Below are 17,877 nucleotides of genomic sequence, written 5' to 3'. Positions count from 1 at the left end.
CCTTCCGTCTCTTCACTCTGTAAAACAGCACCAGACACCAACAAAACCAGAAAAACCAGTCCCTCAGCGTCGGGACGCACCTTCTAAGCCCCAACGCAAAAATCGTCAACACAATTCCTTAAACAAAACAAAAAAAATTCAAGGGCTACACAAAACACCTGGACGTTAATAGAGCGTGACTGCAATCATATATCGTCAACCTTCGTGGTTGTCTCTCGGTATCAGTGTCGGTAGTATCAGCGCTTACGCGCGTCAGGCTGTGTTTGTGTTTGAATAAGGATCATCAGAGTGCGGCACGGAAAACCGGTTATCTTTGCGACAGTTGGAATGCTTTTTGGCGCTGCCGCTGTACTGGTTGTCTCTCATCTTGTCACGCCCGCACCACAACATCTGCCTTCCCAACGTAAAAAATCATCAATCACTGCCGACGCTCAGGTACCAATTGTCGCTGGGCCTCGTAGCTTTTCCATGGCATCACCACCGCCTTCTTCCGGCGACGACACTGTAACCTCAAAAGCACAAAGCGCAGCACATCCCTCTCCTGCTACACCTCGCATGCATACGGTCAAAATAGAACAGGGCGATACCCTGATGGGCGCCCTGATATCAGCTGGTGTAGAGCGACAGGATGCGCATTCAGCTATCGAAGCTTTGCGCAGCATCTATGATCCACGCTCTCTGCGTGTTGGTGATGAAATAACGCTTACATTTGATGAACCTGAAAACCAATCGTTCCAAGGCTTTTCCCTTGAGCCCAGCCCTGCCTTCAAAGTGCAATCTTCCCGTAGTGACGATGGCAGCTTCTCATCGTCATCGATCAAGACCCCACTCAATGACGAGATGGTCCGGATCGAAGGCGACATTGGAACAAGCCTGTTTGCCGCGGCAGGCGAGGCCGGCGTGCCCGTTGATATCATACAGAACCTGATCAACATTTTTTCTTATGATGTTGACTTTCAGCGGGACATACAGAAAGGAGATCGGTTTGCTCTGCTCATCCGACGCAAGGTAACCCCACGGGGTGAGGCGGTAGGCGATGCCGTTCTGCTTTATGCGGCCATGACACTCTCAGGGCGTACGACAGCCCTGTGGCGCCATGAAAGCAAGGACGGACGGATCGATTATTTCAACAGCAAGGGCGAGAGTGTTCGGAAGGCACTGCTGAGAACTCCGATCAACGGAGCCAAACTGACATCGGGTTTTGGTACCCGCGTGCACCCTGTTCTTGGGTATTCCCGTATGCACAAGGGCGTTGACTTCGCGGCGCCCCGCGGTACCCCCATTTATGCCGCCGGTGATGGTGTCATTGAAATTGCGGGCTTCAAGGGAAGCTATGGCAATTACGTTCGTTTGCGCCATAACAACGAGTACGCTACCGCATATGCCCACATGTCTGCGATCGGCAAAGGTATAGCAACGGGCAAGCGCGTCCGGCAGGGGGATGTTATTGGCTACGTAGGATCAACAGGCCGCTCGACAGGTCCTCACCTGCACTACGAGATCATGAAGAGAGGCAAACAGGTTAACCCGCTTGGCGTCAAGTTCCCGACGGGCAATGTCCTGGCAGGCGCTGAGCTGAGGCGTTTTCAGGGACAGCGGGCTACAATGGAGAAGGTATACGCAGAGCTTCCTGTCGGTATGAACAGGAAGCTTGCACGCGCACACTGATGCTTCCATGCCCGATAAAAAAAGCCCCCTGCAAGAGGGGGCTTTTTTTATAGATCGGGAAAGAATAGAGACCGACCATCAAGCCTCAGCCTGTTCTGTCGATACAGAATCAACAGCAACACGGGCCACGGCACGACGACGACGCGGCTTTCTGACGTCTGTTGTTGATATATCTGAAACAGCCGTATCAACGTCACTGACACCGGAAACCGATGTTTCCTGATGAATAGCAGGAGCAGGCGCTGGCGCAACAACTGCAGGACCAGCCTGATCAACCTCACCTGGAATAACAACAAAAGGCTGGGCTTCACTGCCAGGAACCGGAGCAGAGAAAACCTCCCTCTCACGGACAGGATGCTCATCATTACGCCGGTTTCTTGTGTCACCACGTCGATCGGAACGGGGGCGGAAATCAGCATCTCGCGGACGTCGCGGACGCGACTGTCCCTCATTGCCAAATTCAGAAGATGCCTCTTCCAAGGCAACACCGGGATCAGTAACAGATCCCGTACTACCTGCAAGACCAACGGCTTCAACCGTTGCTTCCTGCAAATCTTCACCGTCCTCGTAAAACTCGTCCGGGCCTTCCAGGGCTTGCCCCTGATCGAGCCTCATAACCGAGCGCTGCGGATTGTTCTGATTGATGGCGAGAATAATGCGGAGATAGTGCTCTGCGTGCTGAAGATAGTTTTCGCACAGCAGGCGATCACCCAAAGCAGCCGCATCACGGGCCAATGCCTGATACTTCTCAACAACCTGATGCGCATTTCCACGCACACGAACACCGGGTCCGTTGCTGTCATACACTTGGTTGCGCGATGGCCCCCTTCCCTTGTACATCTGGGACTGGGGCTGGTTATTGCGGCCGCGCATGCGGCCCTTGCCGTTCGAGCCTAGCTTCATGACTCCATCAACATCAAGAATTCGACCTCCCGTTCGGGGAGCGTCCCGTTTATTCACGAATCCCGCAATGGCACAACAGGAACCAATAACCGGAAAACAACCGGCACACGCCATGCAGGATAATGATTTTCGCGTGGTACTCGCCCGGGGCGTCCGTAAGGACACGTACGCAACGACAACCAGTCTGAAAAAATTCGGATCTCCGGATCTTTCTGTATTTTGATTGACTTCACGATACACGCCACGTTCGACGTGTTTACCCCCGACGCCTCAGCGCCTTGCATCACCTCTAACCCTAAGCGGGTCTGCTCTCTCTTCCAAGCTCTTTTTTACAGTTATCCTTTCTTTTTTTTCACAAACCGCCCTTCACGGGATCAGGAACCCCCTGAAACAGAAGCCAAGCAACGCTCCACTCCCCCCAAATCACTGTACCGTGTCGGTACAGAAAAACCATGGGACGTGAACAGAACCGCAACGGCATCAGCCTGCCCGATCCCGACCTCCACAGCCAAAAGACTACCGGGAGAGAGCAAACGGGCAGCATCAGGGATCAAAGCCCGATAACACCCCAGCCCATCATCATCTGCACCCACCAAGGCAAGAGCGGGGTCATACAGGCGCACCTCCGGCTCAAGAGCGGCTATATCCGATAGCGGAATATAAGGCGGGTTGGACACAATAACATCAAACGTCCCGGCAAGGCTCTGCGCCCAGGAACCCACGATAAAGGACGCCCTGTCACCAACGCCATTGGCATGCGCATTACAAAACGCCATCGCCGCCGCTGCGGGAGCAAGATCAACACCAACCCCATACGCATGGGGCAGTTCATGCAACAGGGCAACAAGGATAGCCCCGCTCCCGGTTCCCAGATCCAGAATGCGTAAAGGAGCATCCGGATCGGGGATGTTGCGCAGAACAGCTTCAACAAGTGTTTCCGTATCGGGTCGCGGGTCGAGCGTTGCCGCGTTCAGGGCCAGCTCCAGCGTCCAGAAACCACGATGCCCCAGAATTCGTGCCACAGGCTCCCGCGCTTCACGACGCCGGACGAACGTTTCAAGCACCTCTTGTTCCGCGATAGATACAAGGCGATCAAGATACAGCGACAAGGACCGCGCGGATAATCCGGTCACAGCCGCTATCAGTTGACGCGCGTCAAAGCGCGGATTGTCCACCCCCGCTACATCCAGACGGCTGGTTACCGTTTGCAGAACCTGACCTAACGGCTCTTCCATGCCTCAATCCAGCTCGGCCAGGCGCGCAGCCTGGTCATCGGCCATCAGGGCGTCAATAAACTCGTCCAGACCATCTCCCTGCATCAGGCGGTCGATGGTGTAGGTTGTCATGTTGATCCGGTGATCCGTCACCCTGCCCTGTGGGAAGTTATAAGTCCGGATGCGCTCCGACCGATCACCCGATCCCACCTGGGACCGACGGTCTGCGGCCCGTTCAGCCTCGGCACGGCGGCGCTGGCTGTCGTACAGGCGAGCCCTCAACATCATCATGGCCTTTGCACGGTTCTTGATCTGACTGCGCTCTTCCTGACAGGCAACCACCACACCGGTCGGGATATGGGTAATCCGTACCGCAGAATCAGTGGTGTTTACATGCTGGCCGCCGGCACCCTGGGACCGATAGGTATCGATACGAAGGTCCTTGTCCTCAACCTGAACATCCACCTCCAACGCCTCGGGTAGAACTGCAACCGTTGCCGCAGACGTGTGAATCCGCCCCGACGATTCTGTTTCCGGTACGCGCTGTACACGGTGCACACCGGATTCATACTTCAGACGACCAAAGACATTGCGTCCGCTGATACGGGCAACCGCCTCGCGGTACCCGCCCAGACCTGTTTCGTTGGCATCCAGTATTTCAAATGACCACCCATGCATGGCGGCATAACGGTCATACATACGGAACAGGGTCGCTGCAAACAGGGCGGCCTCTTCTCCGCCCGTCCCGGCACGGACTTCCAGAACGGCGTTACGGCTGTCGGCTTCATCACCGGGCAGAAGGGCAATGCGCACCGCCTGCTCAAGATCCGGCAAGAGACGCTTCAAGCGGTGGTATTCCTCCTCGGCCAGATCCTTCATCTCGGGGTCTGACAGCAAGCTCTCGGCATCCTGGAAAGCCGAACGAACATCACGAAAGGCACGAACCTTCTCAACGACAGGATCCAGCTCCGAAAGCTCCTTGGACAGGCGAGCAACATCGGCACCGGGCTGTTGCAACAGAGCAGAAATTTCATCATGGCGGGCCAGAACCCGCCCCAGCTTCTCATCAAGACTCACGTGTGTATCAGTCCTTGTTTTCCAGAACAAACAAACGCCGCAATACGCGCTCTGCCCACCGATAATCCTCTGCGCTGTCCGGCCTTCCGGCCATGGAGCGGAGGGTCTCGGACGGATCATGCAGCAAGCGGCCGATCAACAAACGGGTTGCCTTTGATGCATCATCCCCGGCTTCGTGAAGGGCGCGAAGACGCTCGGCCTCAAACTTCTGATGCAAGGCCGCAATAACGGGAACCGCATCACGCTCTGCATGGCAACGAAAGAACGAAGCCACCTCGGCCGAAACCAAGGACCAAGCGGCACGGGCTTCATTTTCCCGCAGGCTCCGCCCCTCCTCTGCCACATGCTCCAGATCCTGCATGTCATAGAGGAAGGCATTTGGCATACGCCCGACAGCGGCTTCTATGTCACCGGGAACACCCAGATCAAGTAGAAGAACAGGCTTCTGCCGGCGCATCCGCAGTGACATGGCCACCATATCTGCTGTCACCGACCACGTTCGCGCACCAACCGAGGCAATCACAATATCGGCATTCACCAAAACTGTTGCAATCGCTTCGAAAGGCAGGACATGGCCATTCAGGCGGGCCGCCAGACGCTCTGCAAGAGATGGTCGACGGGCACTTGCCATAATCGCGCTGACGCCGGCCTCCTGAAAGGCATCGGCCATCATGTCACCCAGATCAACACCGCCAATGACCAGCAAACTCCGCGATCGCAGGTCACCGAAAAGATCACGGGCCACCTGCAAGGCGGATGCTGTCAGGGATACGGGATGCCGGGCGATACCTGTTTCCTGACGCACACGCTTTGCCGTAGCATACGCGGCCTGCAAGCAGGATTCCAGAGCCGACCCTGTCATCCCCTGTTCGCGGGATAAACGATGGGCCGCCTTCAGCTGCCCAAGAACATGCGGTTCCCCGATCACCATGCTGTCCAGGGAAGAAGCAACAGCAAACAAATGCTGCACAGCCTCTTTCCCGTGCCGGACATACCCTTGCTCCCGTATCTCTTCCACACTCTGACCGGCATGCCCGGCCAGGAATGCCATCACAGCCATACACAGCGCAGACGGATCGGAACCGACAGCAATCACTTCCACACGGTCACAGGTGGACAACAGGACAGCCTGTCCGATCCCCGATGCTTTCAGCGCATGCAGGGCAGCAGAAATATCCTGGTCCTCGAAAACCAGGGCATCCCGCAGGGCAAGCGTGCCGGAACGGTGGTTCACCCCGACAATACACAGAAGATCTGCCGCCCGCCCGACCATCACACGCCCATCACCCGTGACAGGAGCGGAAACGCGCCAACGCCTCCTCCAGGCTGGCCAGAGGCACCAGTTCCTGCTCACCCGTATCAAGGTCCCGTACGGTTACGCCACCCTGCGCCTGCTCATCCTCTCCCAGCAAAAGGGCTGCACAGGCATGAACCGCATTGGCCCGTTTCATCCTTTTTTTCATGGCGCCCGAAAAAGCCATATCGACCGCAAACCCAGCATAACGCAAACGCGACACCAGCTGATCAGCGTCCACTTCCAGCGCCGGGCTGGCCGGTATCACAGCCAGTGGGCGCAAACGGGGTGGCACATCGGCCATCATCATCGCCAGACGCTCGACACCGGCAGCCCAGCCAATACCCGGAACATGCGGCCCACCCATGGTTTCAATCAGGCCATCATAACGACCGCCGGCCAGAACCGTTCCCTGGGCACCCAGATCATCGGTCACAAACTCAAACGCTGTGTGACAATAGTAATCCAGACCACGAACCAGTTTCTGATTGACGGTAAAGGCAATACCATGCCGGGAAAGACCATCCTGAACAGCGTCAAAGAAGTGCTGCGACGCCGCATTCAGGTAGTCCACCATGCCCGGCGCATCTACAATCAACGCACGGTCTTTTTCATCCTTGGAGTCCAGAATCCGCAGCGGGTTTTTCTCCAGACGGATCTTGCTTTCTTCAGACAGATCATCGCGGTAACGTGAAAGCCAAGACTGCAACGCATCCCTGTACGCCATCCGGCTTTCTGTATCGCCAAGCGTATTGATCTCAAGCCGGACCCGGTCTTTCAATCCGTAAAGGTCAAGAATGTGGGCTGCAAGGGAGAGAACTTCCACATCTGCACGGGGGCTGTCAACCCCCAGAAGTTCGACGCCAAGCTGGTGGAACTGGCGCTGACGCCCCTTTTGCGGGCGCTCGTAGCGAAACATCGGCCCGGCGTAGAAGGCACGAAAAGGAACCTGCTGCACCAACCCGTTGGACAGAAAAGCCCGGCAGACACCCGCTGTGCCTTCGGGGCGCAGGCAAAGGCGATCGCCCGATCGCTCAAACGCATACATTTCCTTGGACACGATATCCGATGTCTCACCGATGGTGCGGCTAAAAACTTCGGTAAATTCGAAAATCGGGGTCATAACCTCGTCAAAGCCGTACAGGGCACTGACAGAACGGGCCTGTTCGATAACAGCCCTGTGGCGGCGTACGTCATCGGCCATAAGGTCGCGCGTACCGCGAACAGGCTGAAGGGAAGCCATAATACTTTTCTCCCGGAACTCAAAAAACGTGAAAACAGAAGGTATTGACGTTAACGAAAAGGCTACCCTGTAACCATGCTTTCCTGACCACCGCCGGCTTTCTTGGCTTCTATGGCCGCAGCGCGCTTTTCCACCATCTCGACCAAGTGGTCAATCATACGATCTGGATCAATCTTGTGATCCTGTCGCCCTGCCACATACACCATGTGATTGCCCTTGCCGCCCGTCAGGCCGATATCGGTTTCACGTGCCTCCCCCGGTCCGTTGACAACACAGCCAATGATCGAAAGGCTGACAGGCGTGTTGATATGGGCCAAACGCTGTTCCAGAATCTCGACCGTCCGGATCACATCAAACCCCTGCCGCGCACAGGAAGGACACGAGACAATGCGGACACCGCGGTGACGCAGGTCAAGCGCCTTGAGAATATCGAAGCCAACACGAACCTCTTCCTCGACCGGGGCCGACAGGGATACGCGGATTGTGTCACCGATCCCGCTCCACAGCAGCATACCAAGACCGATCGAACTTTTGACCGTGCCTGTGCGCAATGCACCGGCTTCGGTAATGCCCAAATGCAACGGATAATCACAGGCATCAGCCAGCTCCTGATACGCTGCAACCGCCAGAAAGACATCGGATGCCTTCACACTGATCTTGGTCTCGAAGAAATCATTATCCTCCAGAATACGAAGATGCCGCAGGGCGCTTTCAACCATAGCCCCGGGGCAAGGCTCCCCGTAACGCTCCAGAAGGTCACGCTCCAACGATCCAGCATTAACGCCAATGCGGATCGAACACCCATGATCCTTTGCAGCCTTCACAACCTCGCGCACACGGTCATCCGACCCGATATTGCCGGGATTGATGCGCAAACACGCAGCCCCGGCCTCCGCCGCCTCAATAGCCCTGCGATAGTGGAAATGAATATCGGCAACCAAGGGCACCGGAGAACCGCGCACAATATGACCAAGGGCGGCCGTGGACTCCTCATCCGGACACGAGACCCGCACGATATCGGCGCCCGCTGCTGCGGCACGGCGAATCTGGTCCAGCGTGGCCTGCACATCGGTGGTCAGTGTATTGGTCATGGTCTGGACCGATATGGGGGCATCACCCCCCACCGCCACCGGCCCGACAAAAATCTTGCGGGATTTCCTGCGCATGATCTGGCGGTATTCCCGGACACTCATAATCCTGCAACCTCCGGACAAAGGGATCCGGGCCGGTTATAAACCAGCCTCCACCAGAACGGAACGGGGGTTTGCGCCCAGCTGACCCGGTAAATGCTAACCCGCAGGATTTTCAGCCGTTCTCAGGGCATCCGGGTCCAGGGGGATGTTACGGCGAACCTCCCCGGCCTTGCCCAACAAGGGCATCACAGCCCCATCAACCTCTACCCTCAGGCCGCCGGCATTACCGGTCATTAGCTCCAGGTTCTTGCGATTCGGCACTTCCAGCTCCTCCCCACGCCGCATCAGGCGACTGAGAACCAAACCTTGGGGAGAACGCACCTGCACCCACGAATCCTGAGTAGCACGCAGGACAATACGACGTGGAGTACCCGCGCCATTCCCGGGAACACGCAGTGGCACTGCACTGACTTCTGTCTGTGATGGTGCCGCTGCCGACCCACGACGCTCAACCGGCGCTGCCTGAGGATCTCGACGAACGGATGGCGGGGTCGGGCGCGAAAGCGGCATAGGGGGAACCGGCTGAGCCTTCTGCTCCACAGAGACAGAGGGGGCAGCAGGAACAACAGGATCGACGGTCGGAAGCGGCACCGCGGCATCCGCAGCACGCCCGGAAGAGTCCGGTGCCAATGACTCGCCGGCACGGGCAGACGCAGCATCTCCTCCCGCAGGATCAGCCGCACCAACAGAACCGACGGCGGAACCCGGCACAGGCTTCCCGGCCCCCTCACCCGGCACATTGTCAGGACTAATCTTGGCATCCAACGGCTCAGGCTCAGATGATCTTCTTTCTTCCGCATCAAGAATACCGGATGGCACAGGATCAGATGACAGAGGCAAAACCGAATGCTCAGCATCCTGCGCTGGCGCCATACGGACCGAACCTTCATCAGCATCAACATGCCCTGGCATCTCTGGCTCTCTGAGGACAGGCTCATCCCCTGTATCAACAACAGGCACAGTCCCCCCATTGATCAGGGACATGAAACGATCCGGCACTTCCTGCACAAGGACAGCCAAGGACGTATCTGTGGAATCAACCAGACGCCAGCCACCATAGACCAGACCGACCATAACCACCGCAGCAACAAGGAGATTGCGGGATGGCATGCCACCGTCCGTGGCCGGTCCTGGAAACTCCAGATGCGAACGACCGGGGACCATCGCACTTTCCTCGCGGAAACGGCGCACAACCTCCGCGCTGTCAAGCCCAAGAAAGCCAGCATACGCACGCACGAATCCCACAGCGTAGGTTGGTCCGGGCAACTCGTTGTAGCGACCTTCCTCGATCGCCACCAGAAAAGCACTGCGTATGCGCAGACGATCCGACACGTCGGAAACATTCTGCCGGGATTCTTCGCGCGCCTCACGCAACAGCCGCCCCACTTCACCAACACGGGACAGCACGGTATCAGGGGATTTGAGAACATCAATCATCACGGCGGTCCACAATCCTTGTACTCTTCTTCACGGCAAGCACTCCGGAAACCAGATCCGTGAATACTCCAGTTATCGGGCGACGGCACCGGCTCTGCTACACGCTATCAAAAAATCAGCATGGTCTGCAACCACTGCCCCACACAATGAAGAAAAACCCCGCACACAAAACACACAACACTCAGGAAAGAGAAATCCCATGATCGCGGGCATAACCACGTAAACGTTCGCGCAAGGAACGGTATCCCAAATTCAGAAGATCATCCAGATAGCCCGCAAGATCACCCAAATTTGCATCCCGGAGAGCAGCTTTGACAGGGCCAACACCCGAAGCCGACATGGACAATGTCCGAACACCAAGCGCAGCCAGCACAACAGCTTCCAACGGTCGCCCGGCCATTTCCCCACACACTGAACAGGCAACACCGGCATCGGCACAAGCCTGGACAACCTGCCTCACCACCTTCAGGAACGGTGGTGAGAGAACGTCATAGCGATCAGCCACACTGGGATTGCCACGGTCCGTTGCAAACAGGAACTGCGACAGGTCATTGGTTCCAATCGACAAGAAGTCAACATGATCCAGCAAAGCGGGTAGCTCCCAAAGCAGAGAGGGAACCTCCAGCATTGTTCCAACGCGAACAGCAGACGGCACAAAACCCGCAGCACCCTGGCGGGACAGCTCCATGTCCAGCAGCTGGCGGGCCTGACAGAATTCCTCAACCGTCGAAATCATCGGGAACATAATACACAACACACGGCCGTGTGCTGCCTGGACAAGGGCCTGAAGCTGCTCAAGAAAGATCGCCGGCCGATCCATGGAAATGCGTACCGAGCGCCACCCGAGAGCCGGATTCTCCTCACGCGTGCTGTGCCAATACGGCAACACCTTGTCAGACCCGACATCAAGAGTACGGAACACAACCGGACGCTCTGGTCCGGCATAATCCAGTATCCGGCTGTACAGCGCACGCTGTGCAGCGACATCCGGCAGAGCCGGGCGGGACATGAATGGCAACTCCGTGCGGTAAAGACCAATGCCGCTGGCCCCTGTTTCATCCAGGTGAGGCAAATCCAGAAGAAGCCCGGCATTAAGCATGAGATTGACCGTTACACCGTCACGACTGACAGCCGGTACGGTTCGCAGCTGCGCCCATGCCTGTAACTTGTGTTGTCGCAGACACAGCGATTCCTCGAACTGCTGGCAGATATCTTCCGATGGGCGGATAAACACCTGCCCATGTTCACCATCCACAATGACGGAGTCACCGGACTCCACCATCGAGAACACTGAATCAACCCGTCCCACAACCGGGATTCCCAGTGCACGGGCCACAATGACCGCATGCATAGTACGTGATCCTTCTTCCATCACAAGACCACACAGGCGGGAACGGTCATAATCCAGAAGCTCGGTCGGGCCCAGGTTGCGGCAAACCAGCACTGCATCCTCAGGCAATTCATCCTGAATATCTTCACCGGCCAGATGACGCAGCAAGCGGTTGGCCAGATCTTCCAGGTCATGCAACCGCTCACGCAGGTACGGATCAGAAACCTGGTGCATACGCATGCGCGTATCGTCATGAACCCGCATAACCGCAGCCTCGGCCGTCAGGCCAGATCGCACCGCATCCGAAATCCGGCCAATCCAGCCCTTGTCCTGGGCAAACATGCGATAGGCCCGCAGGATGTCCAGGGAATCCCCGCTAACACCGTCGAATCCCATCATGGTGTCAACCTCGGCCCGCAGGGTCTGCAGGGCTTCATGAAGACGATGAAGCTCACACTCCGGATCCTCGGCAACAACATCATTGACGCTGCGCCGGGGTTCATGCAGCACCACGGTCCCAATCCCGATACCCGGGGCCAGGGTCAGGCCATCAAGGCGCAGCGGCAGCAGACCGATGCCATCAGCAGGCATCAGTTCATCGCGGCTGACAAGGTCCGACGAGCCAATCAGCTCGGCCAGAACCATGGTGACCGTTTCCAGGGTCTCGATCTCCAGATCAGAGAACACCCGGGTATCCCTGTTCTGCACAACCAGAACACCGATAACCCGCGACCCACGTATAATCGGGACACCGACAAAGGAATGAAAAAGGTCTTCGCCTGTTTCCGGACGATAGACAAACGACGGATGCTGCCAGGCGTCGGCAAGGGACAGGGACCGCCCATGGGCGGCAACGTCCCCCACCAACCCTTCCGCCACCCGCAGACGTGTCTGGTGAACGGCAGACTGGTTCAGCCCCTCGGTAGCAAACAGCTCCAGGACCTCGCCGGCACGCATGACATAAATGGAACAGACTTCAGCCTGAAGGGAATCAGCAATGACCATGGCCACGCCGTCCAGGCGGCTCTGCGCATCACCATCGCCAGCCAGAACGTCGCGCAAACGGGACAGCAGACGCCGGGCAACGTCTGCATCCACCTCGATTTTGCTCATCCCTGCTCCCCCTTACCGGTTTACACCCGTCAGATATTGGGACCACTCACCCGGTTTTCAAGGGCTGAAACCGCCTGCCCCACCAATTCCTGCAGAATTTCCGCCACAGGCTGTTCCCGCGTGACCATGCCAACACTCTGGCCAGCCATCAAGGACCCATGATCCACATCCCCATCGATCACCGCCCGGCGCAAAGCCCCAGCCCAGAAATGCTCGATTTCCAGCTGGGCATCTTTCTGGTCCAGCTCCCCGGCGCGAAAACGCTCGATAACAGCGCGCTGGGTTTCCATAAACAGCTCCGTTCCCTTGTTGACAAGGGCACGCACAGGAATAACAGGAAAACGTGGATCAAGCTGGACTGTAGGGACCGCATCGCGGGCACTGGCTTTCAGGAACGCACGCTTGAAGGCCGGATGCGCGATACTTTCCGTGGCACAGACCAACCGCGTACCAATCTGGACCCCCGCCGCCCCCATCTCCAGGAACGACGCAATAGCCTCGCCGCGCCCGATGCCGCCGGCAACAAAGACCGGAACATCGCGCATGACAGGCAAAATCTCCTGCGCCAAAACACTGGTGGAAACCGGTCCGATATGGCCACCTGCCTCGGTTCCCTCAATCACAAGGGCATCCACACCGGAACGAACCAGCTTTTTGGCCAGAACCACGGCCGGTGCAAAACAGATCACCCGCGCCCCACCATCCTTGACACGGCGTATGGATGCAGACGAAGGCAGGCCACCGGCCAGAACAATGTGGCCCACGTTTTCCGCCAGGCACACAGAAATCAAGTCATCCAAGCGCGGATGCATCGTAATCAGGTTCACACCGAACGGCTTGCCGGTCAGGGCACGGGTCGCCCGTATCTCGGCCTCCAGCAGATCCGGGGTCATCGAACCAGAGGCAATGACACCAAACCCCCCGGCATTGGACACCGCTGAAACCAAGCTGCGCTCCGACACCCAGGACATGGCACCGCCAAGAATGGCATACTCGCATCCCAGAAAAGCCCTGCCCGCAGCCCAGAGATCATCAAGATGCCTTCTGCCCTCCCCGGTCACATCCCGCGTGGCCGACACTCCGTTTCCCTCCATCATCAGGCATCCAGCCGATAGGCTGTGTGCAAGGCACGCACGGCCAGCTCGGTATACTCTTCGGCGATCAGAACCGAAACCTTGATCTCCGACGTGGAAATAACCTGTATGTTGATCCCCTTTTCGGCTAGGGCCCCGAACATCGTCTGCGCAACACCTGCGTGGCTGCGCATGCCAACGCCGACAACCGACACCTTGGCGACATCCGGGTCCGTCACCAGTTCAGCATAACCCAGCTGCGTCTGGCGGGACTCAAGAACCTTCACCGCCCGCCCGAAATCATCCCGGCTGACAGTAAAGGTCATGTCTGTCGCCCCGATCCCGCGGGAAATATTCTGGACAATCATGTCCACGTTGATATTGGCTTCCGTCAGGGGACCAAAAATAGCGGCAGCAACCCCCGGACGATCCGGCACATTGACCAGGGTAATCTTGGCCTCGTCCCGGGAATAGGTGATGCCGCTGACAAGTTCCTTTTCCACGATTTCATCCTCGTCACAGATAATGGTCCCGGTTGCGTCCGAGAAACTGGAGCGGACTTGCACCCGCACTCCATGCTTCATGGCCATTTCCACAGAGCGGACCTGTAGAACCTTGGCCCCGAGAGAGGCGCTTTCCAGCATTTCCTCATAGGTAATCTTTTCAAGCTTGCGGGCACGGGCCACAATGCGAGGGTCGGTTGTATAAACGCCGTCAACATCGGTATAGATATCGCAGATATCAGCTTTTATTGCCGCAGCCAGGGCAACAGCCGATGTATCGGATCCCCCACGTCCAAGGGTCGTGACCCGGCCATCAGGCCCCATACCCTGGAAACCTGCAACCACAGCCACCTCCCCCCCGGCCATACGCTGGAGCAACACAGAAGTCTCTATGCCCACAATACGGGCGCGGGAATGTGCACCATCGGTATGAATTGGTAATTGCCAGCCTGCCCATGAACGGGCACGGACCCCCAGATCCTGAAGGGCCATGGCCAGAAGACCGATCGTAACTTGCTCGCCCGTTGCGACAACAACATCATATTCCCGCACATCGTGCAAGGGAGCCAGATCCCGGCAGAACCCCACCAGCTTGTTGGTTTCACCGGCCATGGCCGACACCACAACAGCCACCTCGTGACCGGCGTCAACCTCGGACTTCACACGGCGGGCGACATTGCGGATACGGTCAAGATCCCCGACGGAGGTACCGCCAAACTTCATAACAACTCGAGCCATCGGGAAAAGTCCGTCCCCTGGATTCATGTAAGACACGGTTCTGCAATTGCCGGAACCTGCGGGCCGGTATACATACTCCGGCAGGTTCCGTGGCGCAAGGTTCCGACACACCACACCTGTCTTGCGTTGCCTTTTCTGTATGTCAACCAGCGGAGTATGCCCGGATGAACAAGGCTCAAACCACAGCATCGCCCGAAGAGCTGGCGAAATTCGAGGCCATGGCCGATTCGTGGTGGGATCCAGAAGGAAAGTTCAAGCCCCTGCACCGGTTCAACCCGCAGCGGCTTTCCTTCATCCGCGACGCAGCCTGCGCCCATTTCCGCCTGAATCCAGCGGATACAACCCCGTTCCAGGGATTGTCGCTGGTTGATATCGGCTGCGGGGGTGGCCTTCTGTCTGAACCCATGGCACGGCTGGGCTTTGCCGTCACCGGCATCGACGGGGTGGAAAAGAATATCGGCACGGCACGCGCCCATGCGGCCCGCTCTGGCCTGGATATTGATTACAGGGCCACACTGGCGGAAAACCTGGTTGCGGAAAAGGCCCAATTTGATGTGGTGCTGTCCATGGAGGTCGTTGAACACGTCGCCGACCCGGACTTCTTCCTGCAAACCTGTGCAAACCTGGTCAAGCCGGGGGGCATGCTGGTCGGCGCCACCATCAACCGTACCATCCGCTCGATGTTACTGGCCAAGATCGGGGCCGAATACATCCTGCGCTGGCTTCCCAAGGGAACCCACGACTGGGATAAATTTGTGAAACCCAGTGAATTTGCCGCCGGGTTGCGTCGTGGAGGCATGGAAGTCACCGACCTGCGGGGGATGAGCTACAATCCCCTGTCCGGTGACTGGTCCATCACCGATGACCTGTCCGTCAACTATCTGCTGATTGCCAAACACCCGGCCTGACACAGGCCGGGATCAATCCCGCCAGAAGCGCCAGAACAATAACACAAGAACCGAGAAAAACTCCAGACGGCCAAGGAGCATACCCACGGACAGGGCCCACTTGGCAGCATCAGGAAGGGGTTGGAAGTTGCCAGCCGGCCCGATAATATCACCCAGACCCGGTCCAACGTTCCCGACTGCGGTTGCAGCACCCGAAATCGCCGTAACCCAGTCCAGGCCGACCGCAGCAAGGAACAGGGTAATACCACCAACCGTTGCAATGTAGATGAAGAAAAACAACAGAACCGAGGCAGCAACATCTTCTGTAATGCGGCGATCGCCGTACCTCTGGACCTCAACGGCATTCGGGCTGATCAGGCGATGGATATGCGACACAAAGAGCTTCCAGGCGATATGAAAACGGAAGATCTTTATCCCACCCGCCGTTGATCCTGTGCACCCGCCAACGAACAAAAGGGCAAAGAAACTGGCCACCGCCAGATTGCCCCACTGTGTGTGGTCAGCGCTCGCAAAGCCGGTTGTTGTGACCACTGAAACAACGCTGAACATCACGTGGCTGAAGGTATCGAACAGATCCTCCTTGCCAGTAAGCATCATCCACACGGTCAGAATAACAGACGTCAGGATCAGGAAGCCCAAAAACCCCCTGACCTGCAGATCAGAAAACAGAACCCGGACCCCGCCACGGCCCATGCGTATAAACAGGGTAAAGGGCACCCCGCCGCAGATCATGAAAACAATGGCAACCCAGTTGATAAAATGGCTGTTGAAATGAGCAATGGAGCTGTCCGAGGTAGAATAGCCGCCCGTAGAAAGAGTCGACATCGCATGGTTGACAGCCTCGAAAAGAGTCATGCCGCCCAGCAGGTAGAAAACCGTACACAAGGTCGTCAGGGCAATATAGATCAGGACCAGGGCAGCCCCCAGCTGGCTGACCTTGCCCAGCACCTTGTCGCCTGTATCCGAGCTTTCCATCTTGAACAGCTGCATACCCCCGACCCGCAGGAACGGCAGCAGCGAAATAGCCATGACAACAATTCCGATCCCACCCAGCCAATGCAGCAGGGAACGCCACAGCAGGATACCGGGAGGAGCCAAGTCAAGACCGGTGATAACCGTTGCTCCGGTGGTTGTCAGGCCAGAGATGGCTTCAAAAAATGCATCCGTATAGCTCATACGGAAACGCGACAGATGAAACGGCATTGCTGAAAAGGCCGTAACGCCAAGCCACGACAGGACCGTCAGCAAGAAAGCCTGATGGCGGGACAGGGTGATATTCCGGTCAAAATTGGCAAATGTCAGTAACAGGCCGACCAGAACAGTCAACGCTCCGGAGACAAAAAAACTGATCCAGTCCGGATCACCCCCGGCAAGGTCAACGGCAGCCGGCACCAGCATGGCCACGCCAAGGATGGTCAGAAAAGCACCAACCACAAACAAGACTGGCCGAAGGCCAAGCGGGCTATTCCCTTCTCGTTGCTGCATGAATGGCTGTATGTCCCCCGCACACCGTGGCCTACCCTGCCTGCTGCGCCCCACGGCAGGATCAAGCATTTTCCACCAACCAGGGCAGTGAAGCAAACTCTATCCCCTCTTCCCGCAAGGAATCACATTCCTGCGGTGAAGCCTCTCCATAAACCGGACGCGGCTCAACCTCGCCATAGTGGATCTTCCGGGCCTCTTCAGCAAAGCCCTGCCCCACATAATCACATTTTTCCTCAATGACACGTCGCACCATACCCATCGCCTCACGCAAACGGACACCATGCTCGCTGCGCAGACCAGGTACCCCGCCCGGTGCTGCATCAGAAGAGGTATCCCCTGCTGAGACAGGGGGCGGATCCCGTTCATCCCGCACGCCACACGCATCACGTTTTTTGGCAATCTTGGGGACAGAAAGCGCTTTTTTGACCTGGGTGCTGCCACAAACGGGGCACAGAACGGCCTGTTTTTCAGCCATACAGTCATAGGCCGCACTGCTGGCAAACCAGCTTTCAAAAGTGTGCCCACCGGCACAGGCAAAGTCATAAAGGATCATCGTGCTGCTTTGTCATGATACAAGATGTCAGCATGTTGGGAACCGACACCGTCGTTTAAACGGCCCGGAAACCAAAGGCAATACAGAAGCCGTCAACAGGCTTCCCAAATCGCGCCCAGATATCTTGCCTTGCCGTCAGGTGCCC

Annotated in this window: 14 protein-coding genes; 2 read left to right on the top strand and 12 right to left on the bottom strand. The window is 57.3% G+C overall.

The features are described from left to right. Positions 1-288 precede the first annotated feature (288 nt). Entirely contained in the window at positions 289-1,668 is a 1,380-nt protein-coding gene (locus HEQ72_RS04555) for a M23 family metallopeptidase (RefSeq protein ID WP_322099478.1), read from the top strand. A gap of 78 nt (positions 1,669-1,746) precedes the next feature. Here HEQ72_RS04555 and HEQ72_RS04550 read toward each other — a convergent pair whose 3' ends face one another. The 10 genes from HEQ72_RS04550 to HEQ72_RS04505 form a co-directional block, all read right to left on the bottom strand. After that, positions 1,747-2,571: a DUF4167 domain-containing protein gene (locus HEQ72_RS04550; RefSeq protein ID WP_209316175.1), complete on the bottom strand. Its 825-nt coding sequence runs from the start codon at positions 2,569-2,571 to the stop codon at positions 1,747-1,749. Positions 2,572-2,945: 374 nt separating this feature from the next. Beyond that, complete coding sequence (gene prmC / locus HEQ72_RS04545; protein WP_168022672.1) at positions 2,946-3,806, bottom strand: peptide chain release factor N(5)-glutamine methyltransferase; 861 nt, start codon at positions 3,804-3,806, stop codon at positions 2,946-2,948. A 3-nt stretch (positions 3,807-3,809) separates the two neighbouring features. Then, a complete protein-coding gene (prfA, locus tag HEQ72_RS04540; RefSeq protein ID WP_167805573.1) occupies positions 3,810-4,862 on the bottom strand; it encodes a peptide chain release factor 1 in 1,053 nt (350 codons plus the stop codon). A 7-nt stretch (positions 4,863-4,869) separates the two neighbouring features. Continuing rightward, positions 4,870-6,135, bottom strand: a complete 1,266-nt coding sequence (gene hemA, locus HEQ72_RS04535) for a glutamyl-tRNA reductase (protein ID WP_168022693.1) — start codon at positions 6,133-6,135, stop codon at positions 4,870-4,872. A 10-nt stretch (positions 6,136-6,145) separates the two neighbouring features. Beyond that, positions 6,146-7,399: a histidine--tRNA ligase gene (hisS, locus tag HEQ72_RS04530; RefSeq protein ID WP_168022671.1), complete on the bottom strand. Its 1,254-nt coding sequence runs from the start codon at positions 7,397-7,399 to the stop codon at positions 6,146-6,148. Positions 7,400-7,461: 62 nt separating this feature from the next. Beyond that, positions 7,462-8,592, bottom strand: a complete 1,131-nt coding sequence (gene ispG, locus HEQ72_RS04525) for a flavodoxin-dependent (E)-4-hydroxy-3-methylbut-2-enyl-diphosphate synthase (protein ID WP_168022670.1) — start codon at positions 8,590-8,592, stop codon at positions 7,462-7,464. Between the two features lie 96 nt (positions 8,593-8,688). Next, entirely contained in the window at positions 8,689-10,029 is a 1,341-nt protein-coding gene (locus HEQ72_RS04520; RefSeq protein WP_245184152.1) for a RodZ domain-containing protein, read from the bottom strand. Positions 10,030-10,210: 181 nt separating this feature from the next. Beyond that, positions 10,211-12,472, bottom strand: a complete 2,262-nt coding sequence (ptsP, locus tag HEQ72_RS04515) for a phosphoenolpyruvate--protein phosphotransferase (RefSeq protein WP_168019569.1) — start codon at positions 12,470-12,472, stop codon at positions 10,211-10,213. Positions 12,473-12,501: 29 nt separating this feature from the next. Continuing rightward, positions 12,502-13,569: an NAD(P)H-dependent flavin oxidoreductase gene (locus tag HEQ72_RS04510; protein WP_245184123.1), complete on the bottom strand. Its 1,068-nt coding sequence runs from the start codon at positions 13,567-13,569 to the stop codon at positions 12,502-12,504. Further along, on the bottom strand, positions 13,569-14,786 hold the full coding sequence (locus HEQ72_RS04505; RefSeq protein WP_168019570.1) for an aspartate kinase: 1,218 nt from the start codon (positions 14,784-14,786) through the stop codon (positions 13,569-13,571). Before HEQ72_RS04505 ends, HEQ72_RS04510 begins: the two co-directional genes overlap by 1 nt. A gap of 164 nt (positions 14,787-14,950) precedes the next feature. Here HEQ72_RS04505 and ubiG point away from each other — a divergent pair, with 164 nt between their 5' ends. Further along, the gene (gene ubiG / locus HEQ72_RS04500) at positions 14,951-15,694 is read left to right on the top strand and encodes a bifunctional 2-polyprenyl-6-hydroxyphenol methylase/3-demethylubiquinol 3-O-methyltransferase UbiG (RefSeq protein ID WP_168019571.1); all 744 of its coding nucleotides are present in this window, start codon (positions 14,951-14,953) and stop codon (positions 15,692-15,694) included. A 12-nt stretch (positions 15,695-15,706) separates the two neighbouring features. Here ubiG and HEQ72_RS04495 read toward each other — a convergent pair whose 3' ends face one another. Beyond that, positions 15,707-17,179 carry a TrkH family potassium uptake protein gene (locus HEQ72_RS04495; RefSeq protein ID WP_168022668.1) on the bottom strand — a complete coding sequence of 491 codons (1,473 nt, stop codon included), beginning with the start codon at positions 17,177-17,179 and terminating at the stop codon, positions 15,707-15,709. A 61-nt stretch (positions 17,180-17,240) separates the two neighbouring features. Next, on the bottom strand, positions 17,241-17,732 hold the full coding sequence (locus HEQ72_RS04490) for a DUF1178 family protein (protein ID WP_168022667.1): 492 nt from the start codon (positions 17,730-17,732) through the stop codon (positions 17,241-17,243). Positions 17,733-17,877 lie beyond the last annotated feature (145 nt).

Origin of the sequence: Haematospirillum sp. 15-248 (genome assembly GCF_012102665.1) — a bacterium.
Lineage (GTDB): Bacteria > Pseudomonadota > Alphaproteobacteria > Rhodospirillales > Rhodospirillaceae > Haematospirillum.
Note: the sequence above shows the minus strand (reverse complement) of the source record. Positions and strands in the feature narration are given on the sequence as shown.

Bases quoted from the DNA above. Each gene is read 5' to 3' on its own strand.
- HEQ72_RS04505 (WP_168019570.1), bottom strand. From the start codon at position 14,786: ATGGCTCGAGTTGTTATGAAGTTTGGCGGTACCTCCGTCGGGGATCTT.
- hemA (WP_168022693.1), bottom strand. From the start codon at position 6,135: ATGGTCGGGCGGGCGGCAGATCTTCTGTGTATTGTCGGGGTGAACCAC.
- HEQ72_RS04510 (WP_245184123.1), bottom strand. From the start codon at position 13,569: ATGATGGAGGGAAACGGAGTGTCGGCCACGCGGGATGTGACCGGGGAG.
- ubiG (WP_168019571.1), top strand. From the start codon at position 14,951: ATGAACAAGGCTCAAACCACAGCATCGCCCGAAGAGCTGGCGAAATTC.
- prmC (WP_168022672.1), bottom strand. From the start codon at position 3,806: ATGGAAGAGCCGTTAGGTCAGGTTCTGCAAACGGTAACCAGCCGTCTG.
- hisS (WP_168022671.1), bottom strand. From the start codon at position 7,399: ATGGCTTCCCTTCAGCCTGTTCGCGGTACGCGCGACCTTATGGCCGAT.
- ispG (WP_168022670.1), bottom strand. From the start codon at position 8,592: ATGAGTGTCCGGGAATACCGCCAGATCATGCGCAGGAAATCCCGCAAG.
- HEQ72_RS04495 (WP_168022668.1), bottom strand. From the start codon at position 17,179: ATGCAGCAACGAGAAGGGAATAGCCCGCTTGGCCTTCGGCCAGTCTTG.
- HEQ72_RS04490 (WP_168022667.1), bottom strand. From the start codon at position 17,732: ATGATCCTTTATGACTTTGCCTGTGCCGGTGGGCACACTTTTGAAAGC.
- ptsP (WP_168019569.1), bottom strand. From the start codon at position 12,472: ATGAGCAAAATCGAGGTGGATGCAGACGTTGCCCGGCGTCTGCTGTCC.
- HEQ72_RS04520 (WP_245184152.1), bottom strand. From the start codon at position 10,029: ATGATTGATGTTCTCAAATCCCCTGATACCGTGCTGTCCCGTGTTGGT.
- HEQ72_RS04550 (WP_209316175.1), bottom strand. From the start codon at position 2,571: ATGAAGCTAGGCTCGAACGGCAAGGGCCGCATGCGCGGCCGCAATAAC.